We start from the raw sequence: 16,905 nt of genomic DNA on the forward strand, positions 1-16,905 counted from the left end.
ATGACAGGCACTCAGTCTTGCTTCGCGCAAGATTGCCAAGTTCTTTATTAGTCAGCCAGCGGCTTGAGTGTTAAACTGCGGCTAATCCCGCTTGCCGCTGAGCATCGGCAGCCCCAAATCGCCTCACGCTCCCACGGGAAACAATCGCAAGGCGCTGATGATAAGGATGACATTCGACCCCCATGGTTAACACGCCGACATCGCCAGAACAGGAGACTGCCGAGCACGCGCATCAGGCGATGCCTCAAGAAGCGACGGCGGCCGCAGCGCCAGATTCGGCGCACCGCCGCGGTTCTACACTCAAAAAGCGCTTAAAACAAAGCCTGATTGCCACCACTGCGGCGGGCCTGTTAGCTGGCGCGGCGCTAACCATTTGGATAGTCAACAGTCAAACCGAAGCCCTGATCCTTCGCGTCGCGAATTATGCCTTAAGCGGCATGGACGGTGAGCTTAGCGATATTCGTTTAGGCCCCATGGGTTTAGAACATTGGCACATTCGCTCTGCGAGCCTGCGTGTACATGACTCGCATTTAGTGATCAATAATCTGGATATTCAGCTTGAACTCACCTGGCCCAAAAGCCTTGAAGAACTGAAGCAACTTGTCCAAGTTGAGAGTTTAACTCAAAAAATCAAGCGCATTAGCACGGGCGAGATAGACGTTGAACTCGGCGCATCGCTGCTGGAGCGAAGCCCCACCATCGCCGATGAACAAACGCCAGCGTTGGCGTTAAATATCAAATCCTTACCTTTAATTGATATAGGTAAAACCACACTCAGATTAGCGCCGCAGGCAGAGCTTCCGGCCTATCAGCTGGTGATGGATAAACTCAGCCTGAATCATCAAGCTGAATTAACCACAGCCTTTAGCAGCCCTGAGGGTGAACCGTTAGCCCAGCTTGCAGCGACGCTTGGCAACGAACAATGGCGCTTGAAGAGCGAACTGAATATCGCGCCGCTACTGGAAAACCTGCATCAAATTGGCCTGCGCCAAACCCAAGGGAGCATCCTCAGCCAATTAACCCTGTGGGATCAACAGTGGCAACAACTTGGGATAGGACTAAGTGGGCAACTCAGTTCTGAGAGCACGATGACACTCGCTAGTGGCGAAATCACAAGCCGCCACCGCATTCAGCAGCCCAGCATCAACTTAAGCCATTTGGCTGACTTAACGCTCACGCCCCAGCCAGCTTTAGGGTTTGAGCTTAGTGGATCACTTGCCTCACTTAATCTCACCCTCGAGCCCTTTCATCTTGCGCTCACGCCCAATCAGGCACAGCACGCGCAGCTCTTAGCCGCACTTAATCAGTCACTGCAATTGAGCGATGAAAACTCTCAAGCGCTCCTTAGCCTGCTGTCGGGGCTTAAAAGCACCGAGGCGCCCGTGGGCCTTGCCTTTTCGATGACTGCGCCACTGCACTATGCACTGGCATCTCAAGCGAGCAGCCATGAACCGATAGCGCTGCCCGCATTCGAGCTAACCACCCTAGGCAGTAAGCTTGAGACGCGTATTCACTTACAAGATATCCAGTTAACACCCATGCCAGATGCTTGGAAGGTCGCGAGCCGCTGGCAATTGGCGCTTAAGCAAACGACGCCGCTGTCGCTGCGGGAGCTCTGGCATGCAGCGCCGCAGGATCTCAGTTGGGGCGCGGGAATGATGCAAACGGCGGGACATATCAGCGTGGCTCAGTCACCTCAAGGGCTGAATTGGCAAGTGAGCACAGCACCAGTGACGAGTGTCTCGAGTGTCTCGAGTGTCTCAAGCGATACCTTACAATTTGCACTTGAAGATCTGCAGCTACAGCAAACTGCGCAAGCCGCCGAGCATCAAACTAAACAAACGCAGTTAAGCCTTGGCAGTATTCAGCTCAACGCTAAGGCCCCGATTGCCGCGAGTGCAACCCCATTAGCGACTCAAGATACAACTGGCGCACAATCGACCGAGTTTGCCTTCAAGCTGCCGCCGCTATCACTCGCCCTGTCGCAGCTGCGCGTGAGCCAAGCGGTAGAGAATCTTGCGGACAACAGCGCTGCCGCAGTGCAGAGCAGCCGCAACGATATTAGCCTCAAGACGTTCTCCTTTGAGACATCAAAGGCGATGACGCTCGATTACTCCTCGCTGCAATCCATTGAAATTGCTATTCAATCTAGTCAGTTGAGTAACCAAATTAACTGGCAAGCGCAGCAACTCTTGATTGAAAAGCAGCTCAGTGCCAAAGGCCGCACACGTAAACAGACTGTGCTTAAACTGGATAATTTGGCACTCGCGCAGACATTAAACTGGCAAAACCAACGTCTTCACGGCCATGAACAGTGGCAAGTCGGCACGGTTGAGCTACAAAGCGACCATCAATTACAGTTCACCGCGCCTCACAAGCCACTGCTGTTAACGGGCCAGTGGGTTGTCGATACCAGCATGACAGAAGCACTATCTCTGCTTAATCAAACTCAGCCCTTGCCCGCTGAGTTAAATGTGACAGGCCATAACCAATTACAAGCACAATTTAAGCTGACACATGAGCCAGAGCAGACCCAATTTGCCATGCAAATTACCCAGTCGATGACAGAGCTGGAAGGTTTTTATCAAGACACGACCTTTGAAGGCGGGAAATTACAGGCCCAATGCGAGTTCACTTGGGGGCAATCCTATAAGGCGCCGCAAGCACCAGGCTATTTCAGCAGTTTAAGCCGACTGAACTGCCCGCAGACCATGATGACCTTTAACTTGTTCGATCCCGGCTTCCCTTTGACCGACATCGAAGTGGAGGCCGATATTGTCCTCGCCAAGGATGCCGAAAAGCTTCCCGACAATTGGCTGCAACAACTCACGGGCTTGAGTGATACCGACGTGTCGATGACTGCCAAGGGCAAAGTATTGAGCGGCCAGTTCTTACTGCCTGATTTTAATTTAAAATTACAGGACAAATCCCACGCCTATCTATTATTGCAGGGCATGAGCCTTGAAGAAGTGCTGCGCATTCAGCCGCAAATTGGTATCTATGCCGATGGTATTTTCGATGGTGTATTACCCGTGGATTTGGTCGATGGCAAAGTCTCGATCAGCGGTGGCCAGTTGGCGGCCCGTGCGCCCGGTGGCCTTATTGCGATTTCAGGCAATCCGGCGGTCGATCAAATGCGCCAATCGCAACCTTATCTCGACTTTGTATTTTCGGCACTAGAACATTTAGAATACAGCCAGTTATCCAGTAGTTTCGATATGGATCAAACCGGCGATGCCAACCTCCTAGTGGAAGTCAAAGGCCGCAGCCGAGGGATTGAACGCCCCATCCACTTGAATTACTCTCATGAAGAGAACATGCTGCAATTATTCAGGAGTCTTCAGATTGGTAACGATCTGCAGGATAGAATCGAAAAATCCGTGAAGTAACAAGGAAACCTCAGTGAAGATCATTCAATTACAGCAAGTGAGTTTAGGTGCATTGCTGCTACTGGCGGCATTGCAAGGCTGTGCGCCAACGGTAAAGATTGAGCCGCCTGACAAACCGATTGTGATTAATCTCAATGTGAAAATTGAACACGAGATAAAAATCAAAGTGGATAAGGAGCTAGATCAGCTTCTATCAGATGATAAGTTGTTCTAATCACTAAGAATTTAGGAATATACAATGAAATCAATGCCACTCAAAACCCTGCTACAAAAGCCAACATTACTCCTGTTGCTCGGCCTGAGTTTATTCAGCTTAAATGCCTTTGCCATGTCACTACAGGAAGCCAAATCCCAAGGTTACTTAGGTGAGCAACTCAATGGCTATTTGGGCCTAGTGCAAAATAATAGCGAGGCCAAAGCCGTGATGGACGATGTGAACAACAAACGCCGCGCCCATTACGAAACCATCGCGAAAAAGAACAATATCTCCGCCGCCGATGTGGCCAAACTTGCCGGTGAAAAAGCCATCGCCGCCACAGATAAAGGCAACTATGTGCAAAACGCCCAAGGAAAATGGGTTAAAAAGTAGAGAGTTAGCACTAGTAAGCGACTAAGCACTGACAAAAACGCCTGCAATTGCAGGCGTTTTTGTCTCTATCATTGATCACGGAATGAAAAACGTACCTGTTTTATGCTGAGGCTGTACGCCCATATCGCATCGATTACAGCACTTTAAGGAATAAGCATTTTTAGCTATCAGAACAGCCAGCGAGGACAGTCTTTGATGCCTGAAATAAGGTTTGCTCAATCCAATCCCGAAAATATGAAATACGTGAGTAATGTTCAATCACGCCATACTTGCCCTCTTCCCAATTGGTTGACTCGGCATTTTGCCATGAGCTAACACCGATAAGACAAACTGAATCGGCCGAGATGAGATACGCGGGGCCGCCCGAATCACCTGGGCCACTAATCCCCTCCAATGGTAAGGCATTTGCGTCACGGTCAAAGATAAATTGCAGCCATTGCTCCTGCACCCCGACCACGGCATTGTGTGCCGCACGTAATTGTTTGTCGGCCCCCGCAACGCCCACCAACCCATTACCATAATCGCCACGTCCGACGAAGGTGGCGATTTTGCCCGTTTCGGTTGAGGCATGATTCAACTTAGCGAGTGTTGCATCCTCAATGGGAGAAGCCAATTGAACCAAGGCAATATCGTAGGGAAAATGCCTTTCTTTCCAAAGTGGATGTTTTATCACGTCTTTAATCGGGTAAAAATCCGTTTTAAATTGCACCTTATTGCCGACCGTTAGCTCATTGGCCACGTGTGCCGCCGTCACAATCCATTGCATATCGATAAGGCTGCCAGTACCAAGCACGATTTCATCGCCTTTATAAAGTCCTAAAAAGCTGACCGTCGAATTATCGCTTTGCGCCGCCGCTTGATATTTCGCGTCATCCACATCATGCCTGATAATCATGGCATTGGCGGTACTGGTTATCCCCAGTAAAAGTACGAACATCCATTTCATATTGAACTCCTATCCTTGCGTATATTTATTCACCAATATTGCGTGATGAGAATATCGAGAATGAATCATCATTAATGTCGAGAACTTAACAGCTTTTTCTCATTTGAGATATAACCGCGGCATCAAGATTATTCAGGCGTGATTGATCAACATGACATGTTGAATGACATCGCAATTTATCCGTAGAAAACAAAAGCGCAGCGAGCTTGTGTTCACCGCGCTTTTTAATATTTACCCCTAGGCTTTAACTCTAAAGTTTAATCCTGAAAGGGGTTAACGATTGGCAGCCTTATTTAAAATACAAGCTATGGAATTTAAGGTGCTCTTCAATAAAGCTCGCAATAAAGTAATAGCTATGGTCGTACCCCGCCTGCATACGCAAATCTAACGGGTAGCCTTTTGCTTTGGCGATATCACTAAGCGTTTGTGGCATCAGTTGCGCCTCTAAAAAGCTGTCGGCATCACCTTGGTCGACTAACACCGGCACTTCGTTAATCGCCAGTTTTAGCAACTCACTGGCATCGTATTGGCGCCAGTGCTCACGATTTTCCCCTAAATACTCGGTAAAGGCTTTAATCCCCCAAGGCGCATTGCTTGGATTACTGATAGGACTAAAGGCCGAGATTGAACTGTATCTGTGGGGATTGGTTAACCCTATCACTAACGCGCCGTGCCCGCCCATGGAGTGGCCAGAGATGGCGCGCTGCCCGGTTACGGGGAAATTCGCTTCAATCAGCGCTGGCAGCTCATGCACTATATAGTCGTACATTTTATAGTGGCGATTCCAAGGCGCTCTGGTCGCGTTTAAATAAAACCCTGCGCCGAGGCCCAAGTCATAGGCTTTATCCGGCGCATCGGCGACATCATCGCCACGAGGACTCGTATCGGGGGCGACGATAGCCATTCCCAACTGAGCCGCAATACGCTGCGCGCCCGCCTTCTGCATAAAGTTTTCGTCGGTACAGGTGAGACCCGATAGCCAATACAACACAGGCACAGGTTTGTTGGCCGCCTCGGGTGGCAGGTAAATCGCAAAGCGCATCTCGCAATTCAGCGCCTGAGATTGATGGCGATACTGTTTGTGCCAACCACCAAAACTCTTGTTACAACTGATATTTTCTATGGTCATTTCAATCCCTTTCCTGTTCACTTTCAGCGTTTAGCTTGCCGTTCAAGACTCTATCACAAGCTTAAAACGCATAAGCAGCAGACAAGCCGTTAGCGGTTATCTGCTGCTGTGATGGCAAACTGAGCGCTTATTTATCGAAATGGATCACGCTGCGAATGCTCTTGCCTTCATGCATCAAGTCGAAGGCTTCGTTGACTTGCTCAAGTCCCATAGTGTGGGTGATAAAGTCATCGAGCTTAAACTCACCTGCTAGGTATTGTTCAACGATTTTAGGTAATTGCGAGCGTCCTTTCACGCCACCGAAGGCAGAACCGCGCCATACACGGCCCGTCACCAGTTGGAATGGACGGGTGGAGATTTCCTGCCCTGCGCCCGCAACACCAATGATCACTGATTCGCCCCAGCCCTTGTGGCAACACTCGAGCGCGCTGCGCATCACATTGACATTACCGATACATTCGAAGGAGTAATCCACGCCGCCATCGGTCATCTCAACAATCACCTCTTGAATAGGTTTGTCGAAATGTTTCGGATTAATACAATCGGTTGCACCTAATTTACGGGCAAGTTCGAATTTAGATTCGTTAATATCGATGGCAATAATTCGGCTGGCTTTAGCCATGGTCGCACCAATAATGGCCGAAAGACCGATACCACCTAGGCCGAAAATCGCTACGGTCGCGCCTTCTTCCACCTTAGCGGTGTTCATTACGGCGCCCATACCTGTCGTCACTCCACAACCTAGCAGACAGATCTCTTCTAATGGCGCAGTTTTATTAACCTTAGCCAATGAAATTTCAGGTAATACAGTGTATTCAGAGAAGGTAGAACAGCCCATGTAATGGAAAATGGGCTGGCCATCTTTATAAAAACGCGTGGTGCCATCTGGCATTAAACCTTTGCCTTGAGTCGCACGGATCTTCTGGCACAGGTTTGTTTTACCCGATAAACAGAATTTACATTCGCCACACTCAGGCGTGTAGAGAGGGATCACATGATCGCCCACCTGCACGCTGGTCACGCCTTCGCCCACTTGCTCAACAATACCACCACCCTCATGGCCGAGGATCGCTGGGAACACGCCTTCTGGATCGTCACCACTTAAGGTAAACGCATCGGTATGGCACACCCCAGTCGCCACGATGCGAACTAATACTTCGCCGGCTTTAGGTAACATCACATCGACTTCTTCAATCTTGAGCGGCTGTCCCGGCCCCCAGGCCACGGCGGCCTTTGACTTGATAAACTGTGGTTTTTCGTTCGACATGCTTGTCTTTCCTTCTTTTAATCAATGGGCTTATCAATTTACGGCTTACCCTAGCCCTACTCGCTTGTAAGCATAGATTGAGGTGGACGGATAAGCTTAAAAATAGTGTGCGGTAATGCAGTCACTAGATTGTATTTATTTCCTGAGGATTGATAATCTAGCATTTTGGCAATTCATTTTTACTGAGAAGCAATAATGTACCTTTGGGATGGCATATCAGAATTTGTAGCAGTGGCCGAAGCCGAGAACTTTACCTTGGCTGCACAGCGCCTCAATGTGTCCACCGCCCACGTGAGTCGGCAAATCGGCGCGCTGGAAAATCGCCTCGGCACTAAGCTGTTTTATCGTACAACTCGCAAGGTATCGCTCACCGAAGAAGGCACGATTTATTATCGCCATTGCCGCCAGTTACAGACAGGCCTCGAGGAGGCCGAGCGGGCGATTACCGATCTAAAAGGTTCGCCCCAAGGATTGGTGAAACTCACCGCGCCCGTGGCCTACGGCGAAAAATTTATCATGCCATTACTCAATGATTTTATGGTGCAATATCCCAGCGTGGAATTTAATGTCGACTTGACCAACAGAACCTTAGATTTGATTGAGGGCGGTTACGATTTGGCCATTCGCCTTGGTAAACTCGCCGACTCCAGTCTGATGGCTAAACCCTTGAGTAGCCGTACCCATTATGTGGCCGCCTCGCCCAGTTACGTTGAAAAATACGGTGAGCCCCATACGCTTTCGGAGTTAAATCAACATAATTGCCTGATCGGGAATCACAATTACTGGCGCTTTATTGAAAATGGCCGCGAGCGCAATATTAAGGTACGTGGCAACCTTATCTGCAACAGCGGTTACGCCCTGCGAGATGCGGCATTAAAGGGTATAGGAATAGTGCAACTCCCTGATTATTATATTGAAGAAGATATACATGCAGGTAGACTCATCTCCTTCCTCGACGCGCACCGCGAAGCTAAAGAAGGCATTTGGGCGCTCTATCCGCAAAATCGTCACCTGAGCGCAAAAGTGCGGGTATTCGTGGATTATCTGGCGGAAAAACTGGCGACAGTGAATGAATAGCGACTAACCCATTGCAGCGACCCCGAGTCACAAATCACCCAATTGGGGTACTAATAAAGCCGCCCGAGTTTGATGGGTTACAAGCTATTTAGCGCCAGTTTTCCCTCAGGGTGTAATACAGCATCCCTAACGCAAGGGCTTGATTCCCAAACCATTCATTTAGTGGGATCCGGATATGACGCATGGCGGCGAAGAGATCGAACTCTCGCATTTGACCATCGATCGCCTGCCCCATAATCTCGGCCATAATATGGGAAGTCGCCACGCCATGGCCCGAATATCCCTGACAATAGAAGATATTCGGCGCAATCTTGCCCAGCTGGGGAATACGGTTAATCACTATCCCCGCCATGCCAGCCCAGGCAAATTCAATGTCAACGCCCTTTAACTGGGGGAAAGTGCGTTCAATCGCCGGACGCAGCTCGGCGGCAACGTTTTTAGGATCGCGGCCGCTGTAATTGGTGCCGCCCCCAAACATCAAACGGTTATCGGCGGTTAAGCGGTAATAATCCAGTACAAAGCGGCAATCATACACAGCTAAATCCTGCGGATTGAGTTGCTTAGCTAAATCTGCTGGCAATTGGGCTGTCGCGCAATTACCAAGGGAGGCGGGAAATAACATGCCCCGCAGCTGAGGCCGGCCCAATTTGTGATAGGCATTACCGGCGATAAGCACACTGTTTGCCTTCACCCTGCCCTTTGGCGTGACCACAGTAGCGAGCTCTCCTTGCAGAATATCCAGCACCTGCGAATGTTCATAAATTTTAGCGCCCAATGAAGCCGCCGCTCGCGCCTCTCCAAGACATAAATTCACCGAATGCAGATGCATATTCCGCCGATTGACTAGCCCCCCGTGGTACAAGGGCGAAGCTAAGTAGGCGGGCATCTCCTGCGCTGGCACTAAGGTCATCAATTCCCCCATGCCACGGCGATTAGCTTCATCAAACATTTGCTGTAACTCGACCATATGTGCGGGGCGATACGCAGTTTGGATATGGCCAAATTTTAAATCACAATCAATGCCATACTTCGCCACTCTGTTTTTGATAATATCGTGCCCACGCCAACGAAGGTTCCACACATAATCTTCGGCCTCCTGACCAAGCTGACGCCGCAATTGTTTTGTCATGGCGGCATCGCCGGACAAACTCCCCGTCACTTGGCCGCCATTTCGCCCTGTCGCGCCCCAAGCAATCTTATTGGCCTCAAGTAGCGCCACTTGGTAACCCTTTTCAGACAATTCCACCGCCGTTGCCACACCGGTAAATCCACCGCCGATAATGGCCACATCGACCCGAATTTCGCCTTCAAGTTCAGGATAATCAGACTCTTGCTTGATGGTGGCATTGTAATAAGACGCGCAGCGTTTAGCAGACATAGGAATCCTTTGAACAGATTTAAGCTGTTTTTGTTTTATATTTTTTACATTTGTTCAGAATTTTTGAGTATATCTAAGCTAATATCGTGGTCAACAGAAGATTGTAGAGCCGAATAAAACTCAACCCGTGCGGCCATCCCAAATCGTGCTTATCAATAGAATTTACCGCCGCATTGGCTTAAGCTACAAGCCATTACGACCGCGATGGCAGGCTAACACCGCGTTTTTGTAAGACAAACACTTTGCCTGCCCCCGCAAGGACAAATTTAGGACATACCATGTTTCAGGATCCTCAAACACCGTCTAGCTTACTGCCTTTTTCTCAAGCCTGTGAAAATAACAAAGCGCCAATACTCGCCGTGTTACAAACCGCCTTTGCCAGCGCCAAACAGGTGCTGGAAATTGGCAGCGGCACGGGACAACATGCAGTTTATTTTGCTGAAAATCTGCCTCAGCTTTTTTGGCAAACCAGCGATCAAACCGATTACCTTGAGGGCATTAGCGCAAGATGCCACCAACAAGGGCATCAAAAAGGTATCAACAACCTCGGCTTGCCCTTCGCACTCGATGTCACCCAACCTTGGCCCATTAATGACACCCGTATCGATGCCGTGTTTAGCGCCAATACCCTGCATATTATGAGTCAAACCATGGTTGAAGCCTTCTTTGCTGGCTTGGGCCAATATTTGCCACAACTCAATACCCTCTGTATTTACGGCCCTTTTAACTACCAAGGCCAGTTTACCAGCGACAGTAATCGTCAATTCGATCAGTATTTAAAACAAAGAGATAGTGAGAGTGGTATTCGGGACATAGAATGGATTATTCAGCTCGCCCAAGCGCAAGCCTTCACACTGATTGCAGATACCGCCATGCCCGCCAATAATCGGCTGCTGCATTTTTCAAAACACGCCACTGACTGATACTAAGTAAAACACTAACTTAATCATGTGGTTAACCTGTACTGACTGACTAGCAAGCCAATTTAACACTCAGTCCCATTTGCGAATAGAACAATGCTCGCTATAATTACTGTATTTATATACAGTAATTATATTGCTATGCGTGTTTACCCTATTATTCCTTGGCCCGCTCACGCGGGAATTAGCGGCTTTGAAAGCCCAGCAGCTGAATATACTCAGCTTGGATTGTGTCTTGATGATTTACTCGTATTGCACCCCAGTGCAACACGGCTTTGCATCGCTCAAGGCGACTCGATGAAAGGTGTCGGCATATTCGATGGCGATCTGCTGATCATCGATCGCCATATAAAACCTCACACAGGGTGTGTGATTTATGGCCAACTCAATGGCGAGTTCATCTGCAAAATCTATGATGAAAAACAGAGAATGCTGCTCTCTTCCCATGAAAACTGCCAAGCCATAGTGATACACGATTACGATGATTTTTGCGTTGAAGGGGTCGTGATCCGAACCTTGAGGCAACATTTCTATCTCAATGATTTTATTAACATTGCTTCAGACTATTCTGAGCTTAGGACAAACCTGGATGATCTATTGGTGTTACACCCTTGCGCAACCTGGTTTGGTGTCGCCAAAGGGGACTCCATGCAAGATGAAGGGATATATGATGGAGATATATTAATTATTGACCGACAAGTTAACGCATTACAGGGAGCCGTTATCGTTGCCCAGCTCAATGGCGAGTTTATCTGCAAAATTTTTGATAAAAAACGCAGGATGTTACTGTCTGCTAATCCGCAATACCATGCCGTGCCGATACGAGATTGCGACACCTTTAGCGTAGAAGGAATTGTTATTCGCTCGATTAGAATGCATTTTAAATCTTCATTACAGGGCTTATGGTCATGTACGCCTTAGTCGATGCCAACTCGTTTTATTGCTCCGCTGAGCAAGTGTTCCGCCCCGATTGGCGCGGCAAACCGATTATCGTACTAAGCAATAACGATGGCTGTATCGTGGCAGCCAACCGTCAGGCGAGAGAACTCGGCATCCCCAAATTTACGCCGTATTTTCATGTCAAAGAACAATGCGCCAAACTGGGGGTAATAGTGTGTTCTAGCAACTACGAGCTCTATGCCGATTTGTCGGCAAAAATGATGGAAATCATCGGCCGCTTCGCTCCCGACCAACATATTTACTCCATTGATGAATCATTTTTATCCTTCAAGCACTGCCACACCAGCATCCCCTGTTTAAAAACACACGGCCTTCGCATCCGCCAAACCGTTTGGAAAGAAGCTCGCATACCCGTTTGCGTTGGCATAGGTGCAACACTCACACTGGCTAAAATCGCTAATCATGCCGCTAAAAAATTACCCGGCTATCATGGTGTTTGTCTGATAGATAATGAACCTCAACGAATTGAAATTCTTAAACAACTCTTAGTCAGTGATGTATGGGGAATTGGGCGCCGCCTCAGCAAAAAATTGGTGAGTATGGGCATTCACACCGCTTACGATCTGGCACAAATGCCAACAGGCCTTGCTCGCAAGCAATTCAGCATAGAGATAGAGCGAACCGTCCGAGAACTTAATGGCACTGCCTGTAAACAATGGGACCACACACGGGCAGATAAACAACAGATATTTTCCACTCGCTCCGTGGGTGAGCGCATCATGGATTTTGAGGCGTTACTACAAGCATTGAGCAAACACGTTGGGATTGCAGCGGCAAAAGCCAGAGCGCAGGGTTCATGTTGCAAATCGATGCTGATTTTTGCCAATAACTCCCCTTACGATGAACAACCCGTTGGTTTTAAATCCCTTATCCATTTCCCCACTGCAACCAATTGCACCATTGAGATGACGCAAGCAGCGTCTTTAGCAGCACCAAGATTATTTCGACCAGGAGTTAAGTACTACAAGATAGGAATAGGCCTGATAAATCTCGAACAAAATAGGTATCAACAACTCGATTTGTTCAATTTATCTAAAACTAAACCCACACTAATGAACGCATTTGATGGAATAAATGCCCGTTATGGGCGAGATACCTTATTTTTAGCCGCACAAGGCATAGAACAGAAATGGGCAATGCGCCGCGCATTACTCACACCACAATACACCACGCTGTGGGGTGGCATACCTAGAGTAAAATGCTAGCCTTTCATTGCAAGAATTGGAGTGACTTAAATTTTGCCCAAAACAGCAGAATTAATCAGTAAAAACCTATGCTATTACATAAATATGAAAGGGAGTTGGCAATAAAAAAGCCCTCAAACGAGTGCCTTTTTATTGATTAAACTTAATTAAAATCAATTGATAACGTCTTGAAAAGCATTACGGCTGTTCAGACTTAGTTTCAAACAAACTCAATTAGTTCAACGCTAATACATAGTCGATGGCACTAGTGATTGCCGCGACTTGGGCTAAATTGCACTCTGCGGGCGTGGCCGATGGGCTGTCGGGATACACTTCGGTGGTGGTGTTATAAATACAACCCGTCACACTGCTGCATAAACCTAGCGCTTTTAATGGGTAGTTGATCACTCCGTGTTGCACCACAGTCGAGCCGATAATCTCGCCCTTGTCATCGGCGGGTGCGATGTGAGTCACTTTGCTCACCCCGTCGATAATCGCCTTTTGGAAGGCATCCTGCGGATTTTCGGTATCGCCTACGGCATAAAAACCATCTGGAATGGTGCCGGGGATAAAGTCTTTGCCATCACGCGCGGCCAAGGCTGGGCGAAATTCATCCTCATCCGAGTCAGTGGTTTCATGTAAATCCACATGCACATCAAAACCTTGTGGAACGCTTGCTACCAGTGCCATCAGTGCTGCCGACTCTTCAGCGGGACTATTGGCATAAAACGAGCGGTTTGGATCGATAGCTTTTGGGTTCCAGCGATTAATGGTCTCATATCCCCAAGGGCTTACACATACTGCCACCACTAGGTTTACCCGCTTCGCATAATGAGCCGCGTTGTTAGCCAAAAAGGCCAAGGCGCCATGCACGCCGCTGGTTTCATAGCCGTGTACGCCACCTGTAACTAAGACGGTTTTCTTATTCGGATCGAAGCTTGCAGACTTGACCGCAAACAAGGGATAACGCGCAGAATCAATTGATAAGGCGCCATATTGCACCACGCTCAGCCCTAATTCGGCCAGTTGTGACTCCATCGCTTTTAGTGGCGTGACAACATCCTCTTGGTAAGAACGCTTAATTAGCGTGCTAGCAAACCATGCCGCCTTTTCGGCATCGCCCCATTTTTCACCGACTGTCCCGATTGGGTAAAAACTCACATTCGCCATTGGTTCTCTTCTTCTGATTTTATGTTTTGGTCTTAAGGTTAAAGATCGTTATAGATCAAAGCATGAGTTGCATTGGAATATCGCGGATCCCACCGCGCTCACGAATATCACTTTGCGCAATAAAGCCAAAGCGCTGATAGACTGGCAGCGCATTCACCGCAGAATTGACGGTAAAAGTGCCGAGATTCCCCTTCGCTAGACACTCAGCTTTAGCAAGCTCCCACAATTGACGCGACAGGCCTTGTCCCTTGGCAATATCCGCCACAAACAGATGATAAAGATGACTGTTATCCTTCATCCCCACCACACCGACGAGTTCGCCAGCCTCATTCTCTGCAACATGATATTGGTAACCTAAGGCAAAATATTGAGCCACCGACTCAACCGACATGGCTTTGACTAAGGTTTCAGCGCCCACATCTGTACACGTGGGAGCGATATAAACGTGTGTAAGCTGCGTGATTAATGCGCTTATCGCCTCAATATCTGTTGTAGTCGCCGCTCTGATCAGCATATTCATTCCTTGATAACTCCAGTGTGTAACTGGCTATGATTAACAATCCTAGTATTAAAAAGCCAGAACAGGGTTCTGGCTTTGGCTACAAGTTAACGGGACTTAATACCCAGTGGATTTAAGTCCATCATCCTCGATTACTTTTTCGTCCAGCTATCCATCCAACGGAACACGTTCGCGTACCATTGTTCTAGGTTTTCTGGCTTTAAGATCCAGTGGTTTTCATCAGGGAAAATTAATAGCTCTGATGGAATACCCTTACGCTGCATATAGCTGAATGAGGCTAAACCTTGGCCATAAGGCACGCGGAAGTCCTTCTCGCCATGGATAACCAGCATTGGCGTCTTCCAGTTTTCCACATAGTTTACTGGGTTAAACTTCTCATATAAGGCTTTGTTATCTGAGTAAGTGCCGCCAAACTCATGCTCTGGGAACCACACTTCTTCGGTCACATAGTACATGGAGCGCATGTCGAACAGACCCGCGTGGTTAACGAGGCACTTAAAGCCATCGTTCCAGTTACCTTGGATCCAGTTCATCATGTAGCCGCCGTAAGAGCCACCCAAGGCACAGGCATTTTGTGGATCGAGCCATTTTTGTTGTTGGCTCACCGCTGCCAGACCTTTTTGTAAGTCTTCTAATGGCTTACCGCCCCAATCTTGGCTGATAGAATCGGTAAAGGCTTGGCCGTAACCAGTTGAACCGTGGAAGTCCACCATCACAACGCCATAACCCGCGCCTGCCCATAACTGGGCGTTCCAACGACCACTGAAAGCGTTACCAAATGACCCCTGTGGACCACCGTGGACTAGGTATGCAATCGGATACTTTTTGCCTTCTTGGTAGTTAGCAGGTTTGATCCAGTAACCGTAAACATCTTCGTTATTCCAACCCTTAAAGCTAAATTGTTGGAATTCACCGAATTTGATTTCGGCCAGTTTGTCTTTGTTGACTTCAGTCAGACGTTTCAGGCCTTGGCCATCGGTGTTGATGCGGTACAGATCGCCCGGCTCAACTAAGGTTTTGCTGTCGAAGATCACTTGATCGTCGGCGATCGCAATCAGGCTATTGCTGCCGTCGCTATAAACAGACTGCACATCACCAAACTGAGTATTCACTTTGAAAATAGACACTTGGCCAATGTCCTGCGCCGTCACATATAAAGTACGGTTGTCCGGTGCAAACATCAGCGAGCTTGGGCTTCTGTCCCACAGCGGTGCCACTTCCTTCGACTGTCCAGTGCTAGTATCACGCAGCATAATGCGGTAACGATCGGCCTCAAAGCCCGGTTTAGTCATCGCAAGATACGCCATGTAGCGACCATCACTTGAGAATGTTGGCTGGGCGTCCCAAGCAATGTTATCGGCGGTTAAGTTAGTGGCTTTGCCACCGTTTACACTCACCTGCCACAGATCGTAGTTTGTGGTCCAACCTTGATCTTTACTTGGCGCTTTGGCGCTGTACACCACATATTTACCGTCAGGAGTGAAAGTCACTTCTTCCATGCCTGAGAATGGCTTAGGTGGGGTTTCGGTATCTAAACCTTGGGTGATGTCCACCACTTTGGTCAGCTTCTCGCCGTTAAGGGCACCCACGAATAAATGGTTACGGGCATGGTCTTCCCAGGTATCCCAGTGACGCACCATCAACTGCTTGTATTCACGGCCCGTCGATTTACGCTCTTCTTCGGCCTTAAATTTGTCTTTTGAGCAAGCTAAGTCTTTACACTCTGGGAAGACGCGCATGCTAAGCACGATTTGCTTGCCATCGTTAGAGAGTTTGTAATTATCGATATCCAATGGCAGGTCTGAAACTTGCTGCGCTTCGCCGCCCGTTAATGACAGTTGGAACAGTTGGCTTGAACCACTGCGGCTGGCAAGGAAATAAATTGATTTGTCATCGTTTGCGAAGCTGACATCGTGCTCAGTACCCGCAGCCGAGGTGATCTGCAGCGGTTTAGCGTCCGCTTGCGTCAGATCGAGAATATATAAATCCGAGCTCGCCTCTCCCTTGTCATTAACGGTTTTCAGGCCGTAGACCAATTTTGTGCCGTCGTGGGACACCGTGGCCGAATGCAATTTGTTGAGTTTAACCAGCTGTTGCACAGTAAAAGGCTTAGGATCGGCCGCGTGGGCTGAACAGGCCAAACCTGCCGCGCCAAGCGCCAATAGGAGAGGAGCTATTTTCATTGTTATATCCATCTTTTGTTAAACACATTCGGTAGTTGTACCGAATGAACGGTCAAAACGATCATCAATCGTCTTTGTGAAGATAAGTTTGCCACACTAACGAAACAAAAACGCTCAAGCAAGCCAAAAGGCGTACTTGAGCGTATTTTTTTGTGACAAATTGTCAGTCAGCATCGAATGGCGTCATTGAGTG

Annotated in this window: 14 protein-coding genes and 1 pseudogene; 8 read left to right on the forward strand and 7 right to left on the reverse strand. The window is 48.4% G+C overall.

Going from position 1 to position 16,905, the window contains the following annotated elements; genetic code table 11:
• Positions 1-182: 182 nt before the first annotated feature.
• The 3 genes from M0415_RS06040 to M0415_RS06050 are packed head-to-tail and all read left to right on the forward strand — an operon-like array spanning position 183 to position 3,978.
• Positions 183-3,389, forward strand: a complete 3,207-nt coding sequence (locus M0415_RS06040) for an intermembrane phospholipid transport YdbH family protein (RefSeq protein WP_249554979.1) — start codon at positions 183-185, stop codon at positions 3,387-3,389.
• A 13-nt stretch (positions 3,390-3,402) separates the two neighbouring features.
• Positions 3,403-3,603 carry a YnbE family lipoprotein gene (locus M0415_RS06045; RefSeq protein WP_011622561.1) on the forward strand — a complete coding sequence of 67 codons (201 nt, stop codon included), beginning with the start codon at positions 3,403-3,405 and terminating at the stop codon, positions 3,601-3,603.
• Positions 3,604-3,627: 24 nt separating this feature from the next.
• Positions 3,628-3,978: a YdbL family probable chaperone protein gene (locus M0415_RS06050; protein WP_011626323.1), complete on the forward strand. Its 351-nt coding sequence runs from the start codon at positions 3,628-3,630 to the stop codon at positions 3,976-3,978.
• Between the two features lie 160 nt (positions 3,979-4,138).
• Here the strand turns inward: M0415_RS06050 and M0415_RS06055 are convergent, their stop codons facing one another.
• The 3 genes from M0415_RS06055 to M0415_RS06065 form a co-directional block, all read right to left on the reverse strand.
• A complete protein-coding gene (locus M0415_RS06055; protein WP_249554977.1) occupies positions 4,139-4,924 on the reverse strand; it encodes a S1 family peptidase in 786 nt (261 codons plus the stop codon).
• 289 nt (positions 4,925-5,213) lie between these two features.
• Positions 5,214-6,053: an S-formylglutathione hydrolase gene (fghA, locus tag M0415_RS06060; RefSeq protein ID WP_249554975.1), complete on the reverse strand. Its 840-nt coding sequence runs from the start codon at positions 6,051-6,053 to the stop codon at positions 5,214-5,216.
• A 127-nt stretch (positions 6,054-6,180) separates the two neighbouring features.
• Positions 6,181-7,320, reverse strand: coding sequence for an S-(hydroxymethyl)glutathione dehydrogenase/class III alcohol dehydrogenase (locus M0415_RS06065; RefSeq protein ID WP_011622557.1), 1,140 nt, complete (start codon positions 7,318-7,320; stop codon positions 6,181-6,183).
• 195 nt (positions 7,321-7,515) lie between these two features.
• On the opposite strand from M0415_RS06065, the gene M0415_RS06070 reads away from it, so the two are divergent.
• Positions 7,516-8,397 (forward strand): LysR substrate-binding domain-containing protein, encoded by an 882-nt coding sequence (locus M0415_RS06070; RefSeq protein ID WP_220057952.1) that lies wholly within the window; start codon positions 7,516-7,518, stop codon positions 8,395-8,397.
• 88 nt (positions 8,398-8,485) lie between these two features.
• Here the strand turns inward: M0415_RS06070 and M0415_RS06075 are convergent, their stop codons facing one another.
• Positions 8,486-9,775 (reverse strand): NAD(P)/FAD-dependent oxidoreductase, encoded by a 1,290-nt coding sequence (locus tag M0415_RS06075; RefSeq protein WP_249554973.1) that lies wholly within the window; start codon positions 9,773-9,775, stop codon positions 8,486-8,488.
• Positions 9,776-10,053: 278 nt separating this feature from the next.
• On the opposite strand from M0415_RS06075, the gene M0415_RS06080 reads away from it, so the two are divergent.
• From M0415_RS06080 to M0415_RS06095, 4 genes and pseudogenes are all read left to right on the forward strand, one after another.
• The gene (locus M0415_RS06080) at positions 10,054-10,698 is read left to right on the forward strand and encodes a DUF938 domain-containing protein (protein ID WP_249554971.1); all 645 of its coding nucleotides are present in this window, start codon (positions 10,054-10,056) and stop codon (positions 10,696-10,698) included.
• 138 nt (positions 10,699-10,836) lie between these two features.
• Positions 10,837-11,223 (forward strand): annotated as a pseudogene (locus M0415_RS06085) (LexA family protein); the annotation flags it as partial.
• Positions 11,200-11,616, forward strand: a complete 417-nt coding sequence (locus M0415_RS06090; protein WP_249556597.1) for a LexA family protein — start codon at positions 11,200-11,202, stop codon at positions 11,614-11,616. The pseudogene M0415_RS06085 and the gene M0415_RS06090, both read left to right, overlap by 24 nt.
• Positions 11,604-12,860, forward strand: coding sequence for a Y-family DNA polymerase (locus M0415_RS06095; protein ID WP_249554969.1), 1,257 nt, complete (start codon positions 11,604-11,606; stop codon positions 12,858-12,860). Before M0415_RS06090 ends, M0415_RS06095 begins: the two co-directional genes overlap by 13 nt.
• Before the next feature lie 213 nt (positions 12,861-13,073).
• On the opposite strand, the gene M0415_RS06100 is transcribed toward M0415_RS06095, so the two are convergent.
• The 3 genes from M0415_RS06100 to M0415_RS06110 all read right to left on the reverse strand — a co-directional run bounded on the left by M0415_RS06100 (position 13,074) and on the right by M0415_RS06110 (position 16,712).
• Positions 13,074-14,009: a M14 family metallopeptidase gene (locus tag M0415_RS06100; RefSeq protein ID WP_249554967.1), complete on the reverse strand. Its 936-nt coding sequence runs from the start codon at positions 14,007-14,009 to the stop codon at positions 13,074-13,076.
• A 55-nt stretch (positions 14,010-14,064) separates the two neighbouring features.
• Positions 14,065-14,523 carry a GNAT family N-acetyltransferase gene (locus M0415_RS06105; protein WP_249554965.1) on the reverse strand — a complete coding sequence of 153 codons (459 nt, stop codon included), beginning with the start codon at positions 14,521-14,523 and terminating at the stop codon, positions 14,065-14,067.
• A gap of 137 nt (positions 14,524-14,660) precedes the next feature.
• Positions 14,661-16,712, reverse strand: a complete 2,052-nt coding sequence (locus M0415_RS06110; RefSeq protein WP_249554963.1) for a dipeptidyl-peptidase 5 — start codon at positions 16,710-16,712, stop codon at positions 14,661-14,663.
• Positions 16,713-16,905: the final 193 nt, after the last annotated feature.

The organism is Shewanella sp. 10B, assembly GCF_023475885.1.
GTDB classification, from domain to species: Bacteria; Pseudomonadota; Gammaproteobacteria; order Enterobacterales; family Shewanellaceae; genus Shewanella; species Shewanella mangrovisoli.

What these genes read in the sequence shown, in the direction of transcription:
- M0415_RS06040 (WP_249554979.1), top strand. Translation starts at nt 183, where the DNA reads ATGGTTAACACGCCGACATCGCCAGAACAGGAGACTGCCGAGCACGCG.
- M0415_RS06050 (WP_011626323.1), top strand. Translation starts at nt 3,628, where the DNA reads ATGAAATCAATGCCACTCAAAACCCTGCTACAAAAGCCAACATTACTC.
- M0415_RS06055 (WP_249554977.1), bottom strand. Translation starts at nt 4,924, where the DNA reads ATGAAATGGATGTTCGTACTTTTACTGGGGATAACCAGTACCGCCAAT.
- fghA (WP_249554975.1), bottom strand. Translation starts at nt 6,053, where the DNA reads ATGACCATAGAAAATATCAGTTGTAACAAGAGTTTTGGTGGTTGGCAC.
- M0415_RS06065 (WP_011622557.1), bottom strand. Translation starts at nt 7,320, where the DNA reads ATGTCGAACGAAAAACCACAGTTTATCAAGTCAAAGGCCGCCGTGGCC.
- M0415_RS06070 (WP_220057952.1), top strand. Translation starts at nt 7,516, where the DNA reads ATGTACCTTTGGGATGGCATATCAGAATTTGTAGCAGTGGCCGAAGCC.
- M0415_RS06075 (WP_249554973.1), bottom strand. Translation starts at nt 9,775, where the DNA reads ATGTCTGCTAAACGCTGCGCGTCTTATTACAATGCCACCATCAAGCAA.
- M0415_RS06080 (WP_249554971.1), top strand. Translation starts at nt 10,054, where the DNA reads ATGTTTCAGGATCCTCAAACACCGTCTAGCTTACTGCCTTTTTCTCAA.
- M0415_RS06095 (WP_249554969.1), top strand. Translation starts at nt 11,604, where the DNA reads ATGTACGCCTTAGTCGATGCCAACTCGTTTTATTGCTCCGCTGAGCAA.
- M0415_RS06100 (WP_249554967.1), bottom strand. Translation starts at nt 14,009, where the DNA reads ATGGCGAATGTGAGTTTTTACCCAATCGGGACAGTCGGTGAAAAATGG.
- M0415_RS06105 (WP_249554965.1), bottom strand. Translation starts at nt 14,523, where the DNA reads ATGCTGATCAGAGCGGCGACTACAACAGATATTGAGGCGATAAGCGCA.
- M0415_RS06110 (WP_249554963.1), bottom strand. Translation starts at nt 16,712, where the DNA reads ATGAAAATAGCTCCTCTCCTATTGGCGCTTGGCGCGGCAGGTTTGGCC.